Source organism: Shewanella sp. UCD-KL21 (assembly GCF_001957135.1).
Taxonomy (GTDB): domain Bacteria; phylum Pseudomonadota; class Gammaproteobacteria; order Enterobacterales; family Shewanellaceae; genus Shewanella.
In genome coordinates this window covers 1-5,262 of the sequence record NZ_MPHK01000041.1, presented here as the reverse complement: position 1 = coordinate 5,262, position 5,262 = coordinate 1, and the positions used below count along the sequence as shown (strand labels likewise).

Genomic DNA, 5,262 nt, shown 5'->3' with positions numbered 1-5,262 from the left:
GTTCGGGTTGTTATGCCAATAGCATTGCCCGGTAGCTACGTTCGGAATCGATAACCGCTGAAAGCATCTAAGCGGGAAGCGAGTCCTAAGATGAGTCATCCCTAGGAATTTAATTCCTCTAAAGAGCCGTTCGAGACTAGGACGTTGATAGGCAGGGTGTGTAAGCGTTGTGAGGCGTTGAGCTAACCTGTACTAATGACTCGTGAGGCTTAACCATACAACCCAGATGAGTTTTTATCTGAGTTGATGGTAACTAGATTTATTACTTACTGCTAAAGGTAAGGCTTAGTGAAGAATAKATAGCGCTTAATGAAGTGCGAACTCAAAAAATCTCGAAAGAGTTATCAGATTTCCGAATTATTATTTACTGCATTTGCGGTAGATAAAGCAAGAATTTGCTTGGTGACAATAGCATTGTGGTACCACCTGATCCCATCCCGAACTCAGTAGTGAAACGCAATCGCGCCGATGATAGTGTGGGGTCTCCCCATGTGAAAGTAGGTCATCGCCAAGCGCCTAATTTCTCTTTTAAAGAGARCAGATAGCCCGTTACTGATGTAACGGGCTTTTTTGTGTTTGTCATTTGAGCGTCATATGCCATGTGAAAGTCATGTGAAAGTAGGCTGTAATGTCTGTGTTTATAAAGCAACATATATACAGACATGCAGCGCTGAGGATTTATCCGCAAATAAACTTCGCTAAGTTCCGAATGTCTCTCATTAGAGAGTCGATAAAGCCCTGACTTAATAGTCAGGGCTGTTTTCGTTTTGGGCAAAATAAAATAACTCACTGACCGTGATAGCTTGAGTCATCAGTTGCTACATTTCATCATGACCGTGAGTGGGGGCGTATTGCCTTGATAAGCTAAGCTTTAATGCCGGTATAAATTCAGCAGTGCGTTATACCGATGCTATACAGAGATGAATTCGATGGAATTATTCGTTGCTAAACATTGCCAAGGGTCTAATCAGTATTAAGCCCGCTATTATGTAGCGGGCTTTTATCATTTCTGGCTTTCAGGTAGTGCCTATGGATATTATTTTAAATCTCGTTAATCTTTCGGCGCTAAATTGGTATAGGTTTTACTGTTTTTTAGAGTTATTGCTGCTACAGGAGTACATCTGAGAGGTATTTAAATAAAAATCTACGCGATGAAGTAATATATTTATCAAAGAGACTTATTTCGCCATTTGTATCTATCTTGAGTACAATAGTGTTCATTATTTTTCGTTAGAACTATGCCTTTATGCCTATAAGTTTAGCTCCCCATAATACCTTGGCCTTATCACAATGTTGCGACGCTATTGTCGAAGTTGACTCAAAACAACAACTGATTTCAGTGGTTTCTGAGCTTGTCAGTGAATCTAAGCCTATGATGATCTTAGGCGGTGGTAGTAATGTGGTATTTACTGATGATTTCAGTGGCACCATTGTAAAAGTGCTTACAAAAGGCATTAAGGTGGTTGAAGATGAGTTTAATTTTATCGTATCGGTGCAAGCAGGTGAAAATTGGCATGATTTTGTTGAATACTGTTTAGAAAATGGCATTAACGGCTTAGAGAATCTAGCGTTAATTCCTGGGACAGTTGGCGCGGCGCCAATTCAAAATATCGGTGCTTACGGGGTAGAAATCGATAATTTTTGCTCACAAGTTGAGTACTTTGACTACAAGACATCTCAGTTAATAACCCTTGTTGCAGATCAGTGCCAGTTTGGTTACCGAGACTCAATCTTTAAACACCAGCTTAAGGATAAGGCTGTTATCACTGAGGTTGAATTTAGATTACCTAAGTTGTGGACGCCCAATCTTGAATATGGCCCACTAAAACACTTACAGGGTGACAGTGTTAGCGCCCAAACGATATTTGAAACTGTATGTGATGTGAGGCAAAGTAAATTACCGGATCCTAAGGTACTTGGTAATGTTGGTAGTTTTTTCAAAAATCCGATTATTTCAGCTAAGCAGTATCTTGAGCTATTAACCAAATTTAGCGATCTAGTCGGCTACGCGCAAAGTGACGGCACAATTAAAATTGCCGCAGGTTGGTTAATCGATGAAGCTAATTTAAAAGGCTTTACAGTAGGCGGTGCTGCCGTACATACCAAGCAAGCACTGGTGCTTGTTAACCTCGGTGGGGCAACGGGTCATGATATTTGCCAATTAGCTCATGGGGTGATGGATAAAGTTTACGACAAATTCAATATAAATTTAGAGCCGGAACCAAGAATTATTGGCTCACAAGGCGAGGTAGATATCTAATATGAATGGGCATTGGGTTAAAAAGAAACAGATCCTAGCTTTGCTTGATCATCGTGATTATGTCTCTGGTGAGCAAATTGCTCAAAAAGTGGGTTTATCACGCACCGCGGTAAATAACCACATTAGCCAGCTACTTGATTATGGTGTAGATATATACAGCGTGAAAGGCAAAGGCTATAAGTTATCTAACCCATTACCATTATTTGATGAGGCAAAACTATTAGCAGCAATAGATAATCGCTGCTTTTATTTTGATGAAATTAACAGCACTAATGCTTTTATGCTGCAACACGCTGATGAATTGAAAACAGCTGATATTTGTATTGCTGAATATCAATCTGCAGGCAGAGGTAGGCGAGGACGTAATTGGGTCTCGCCTTATGGGCACCATGTTTATGCTTCAATTTTTTGGCGCTTAAATCAAGGTATGAATGCCGCCATGGGCTTAAGCTTAATTATTGGCTGCTCTATTGTAAAAACCTTAGAGAAATATGGCGTAGAAAATTTAGGCTTAAAATGGCCCAATGATATTTATAAAGATAATAAAAAATTAGCAGGCATTTTAATTGAATTGTCTGGCCATTCATTGGATGAATGTAATTTAGTGATCGGTTTTGGCATTAATATGAGTATGTCTAATAAGCATGCTGATGCGATTGATCAACCATGGAGTGACTTGAGTGCTTTAGGGGAAATGCCAAATAAAACTGATTTAATGATTGATTTGCATCAACAACTTAAATCAGATTTACGCCTATTTGAATTACTAGGTTTAACGCCTTTTATACCGCAATGGGAAAAACATGATTTATTCATTCATAAAGAAGTGGATTTGATCATGGCGCCTCATTCTCTATCGGGGATCTGTAGAGGAATTGATCAACAAGGCGCTATTTTATTAGAGATTGATGGCCAAATTACACCACACATAGGTGGCGAAATTAGCTTGAGAGCATCTGCCAAATAACCTAATTTATTTACGTAAAAGCACTTGGTCTACAAGGTGGTTGTGGGCTTTTTTTAAAATGAGGTTAGCACGGGCACGGCTGGGTTTGATGTTTGACTGTAAATTGGGGCCGTTAATAGTGTCCCAAATATTCGCTGCCGTAGCATTCGCCTCTTCATCAGACAGTGTCGAATAGTGATGGAAAAACGACTCAGGATCACTGAAAGCCCCTTGGCGGAATTTCAAAAACCGTTGCTGATACCAGTGCTTTAACAGTGATTCTTCAGCATCGACATAGATAGAAAAATCGACATAATCTGACAAAAAGGTACTTTTATGATCAGGTGTTGGATCTAATGATGTCTGTAATACATTAAGGCCTTCGATAATCAAAATATCGGGCTGATTAATTTCTTGGACTGTATTCGTTAACCTATCGTAGCTGACATGAGAATATAACGGCGCCGTTACGGACTCATCGCCAGCTTTAATGCTGGAAATAAAATCAATTAACATTTTCATGTCGTAACTTTCAGGAAAACCTTTGCGCTTAAGCAAATTACGTTGTTTAAGTTCTGCTAACGGGTATAAGAAGCCATCGGTAGTGACTAACTCGACTTTTGGGTGTTCTGGCCAGCGCTGTAATAATGTTTGTAAAATACGCGCAGTGGTACTCTTACCAACTGCAACACTGCCTGAGATACTAATGATATAAGGTGTTTTTGTCGGTTTATGACTTAAGAACTGATCGAGCACTTCACTGCGTTGATGTTTGGCACTGATGATCAGGTTGAGTAAGCGACTTAAAGGCAAATAAATATCGGTCACTTCATCGAGTGACAGTTGCTCATTCATGCCTCGAAGGTTTTCTAACTCTTCTTGGCTTAGTGTTAAAGGCACCGAATTACGTAATTCAGACCACTGTTGGCGCTGAAAAGAAAAATAAAGTGCTTGCTGAGTTAATTTATTTGTTGTCATAACGTCCTTTCCTTAGGTCAGGCACAGTACACCAACAATATATATTGAACAATAGAAAATGCATTGATAGTTTTAGCTGTAGCGTAAATCGTGGTATTTTTGAACGCAGTTGTTAAATTGAGCCTAAAAAAGCGACATTTAAGACTTTTTTTATCTTTTTTATGCTTTTGCTATTGCACTTGTGCCGACATTTACCTAATATCCGTTTCCGAAATGATTAGCCGGCATAGCTCAGTTGGTAGAGCAACTGACTTGTAATCAGTAGGTCCCGAGTTCGACTCTTGGTGCCGGCACCATTTTTCTGGAGGGGTTCCCGAGTGGCCAAAGGGATCAGACTGTAAATCTGACGGCTCAGCCTTCGAAGGTTCGAATCCTTCTCCCTCCACCATTTTTAAAGGTAGTTAGGTAGCCTTAAACAGGTTGCGCGGATGTCGTATAATGGTATTACTCCAGCCTTCCAAGCTGATAACGCGGGTTCGATTCCCGCCATCCGCTCCAAATTGCTGAACGACTTGATTGCTTAATATCTCTGTCAGAGTTATTAAGTCAATCAAATCCTTTAAATCAGCACGTCCTGTCTTATGCTAAACTAATCTCCTAAACTAATCGATTCGATGTCATTCAATGCATCGGATTTTTTCTATATGTGTTTTCATTACCAAGACTCTGGGTTGAGGCAATATCATGGCTAAAGAAAAATTTGAACGTAGTAAACCACACGTAAACGTGGGTACAATTGGTCACGTTGACCATGGTAAAACAACTCTTACAGCAGCTATTTCAGCTGTATTGTCAAAAGTATATGGTGGTGAAGTTAAAGATTTCGCACAAATCGATAACGCTCCAGAAGAGCGTGAGCGCGGTATTACAATTAATACTTCTCACATCGAATATGACACACCAACTCGTCACTACGCACACGTAGATTGTCCTGGTCACGCCGATTATGTTAAAAACATGATTACTGGTGCTGCACAAATGGACGGCGCTATCTTAGTAGTTGCTGCTACAGATGGTCCAATGCCACAAACACGTGAGCACATCTTGCTTTCACGTCAGGTTGGCGTACCTTTCATCA

4 protein-coding genes, 3 tRNA genes and 2 rRNA genes are annotated in these 5,262 nt (G+C 40.1%); 8 read left to right on the top strand and 1 reads right to left on the bottom strand.

The genetic code is table 11. The features are described from left to right. The 4 genes from BM739_RS19650 to birA form a co-directional block, all read left to right on the top strand. Positions 1 to 217: ribosomal RNA gene (locus tag BM739_RS19650) — 23S ribosomal RNA — on the top strand; the annotation flags it as partial. A gap of 181 nt (positions 218 to 398) precedes the next feature. Beyond that, positions 399 to 514 (top strand): 5S ribosomal RNA (gene rrf, locus BM739_RS19645). A gap of 732 nt (positions 515 to 1,246) precedes the next feature. Beyond that, the gene (murB, locus tag BM739_RS19640; protein WP_076543302.1) at positions 1,247 to 2,260 is read left to right on the top strand and encodes a UDP-N-acetylmuramate dehydrogenase; all 1,014 of its coding nucleotides are present in this window, start codon (positions 1,247 to 1,249) and stop codon (positions 2,258 to 2,260) included. Position 2,261: 1 nt separating this feature from the next. Next, positions 2,262 to 3,227, top strand: a complete 966-nt coding sequence (gene birA / locus BM739_RS19635) for a bifunctional biotin--[acetyl-CoA-carboxylase] ligase/biotin operon repressor BirA (RefSeq protein WP_076543301.1) — start codon at positions 2,262 to 2,264, stop codon at positions 3,225 to 3,227. Positions 3,228 to 3,233: 6 nt separating this feature from the next. Here birA and coaA read toward each other — a convergent pair whose 3' ends face one another. Then, entirely contained in the window at positions 3,234 to 4,184 is a 951-nt protein-coding gene (gene coaA, locus BM739_RS19630) for a type I pantothenate kinase (RefSeq protein WP_076543300.1), read from the bottom strand. A 220-nt stretch (positions 4,185 to 4,404) separates the two neighbouring features. Here coaA and BM739_RS19625 point away from each other — a divergent pair. The 4 genes from BM739_RS19625 to BM739_RS19610 all read left to right on the top strand — a co-directional run. Beyond that, positions 4,405 to 4,480, top strand: a tRNA-Thr gene (locus BM739_RS19625). Between the two features lie 7 nt (positions 4,481 to 4,487). Continuing rightward, positions 4,488 to 4,572 (top strand) — tRNA-Tyr (locus tag BM739_RS19620). Positions 4,573 to 4,608: 36 nt separating this feature from the next. After that, a tRNA-Gly gene (locus BM739_RS19615) sits at positions 4,609 to 4,682 on the top strand. Positions 4,683 to 4,868: 186 nt separating this feature from the next. Then, on the top strand, positions 4,869 to 5,262 hold a 394-nt coding region (locus BM739_RS19610; protein WP_139326931.1), incomplete at its 3' end, for a GTP-binding protein.

Excerpts from the sequence above, each read along its gene's own strand:
- murB (WP_076543302.1), top strand. The coding sequence starts at position 1,247 with ATGCCTATAAGTTTAGCTCCCCATAATACCTTGGCCTTATCACAATGT.
- birA (WP_076543301.1), top strand. The coding sequence starts at position 2,262 with ATGAATGGGCATTGGGTTAAAAAGAAACAGATCCTAGCTTTGCTTGAT.
- coaA (WP_076543300.1), bottom strand. The coding sequence starts at position 4,184 with ATGACAACAAATAAATTAACTCAGCAAGCACTTTATTTTTCTTTTCAG.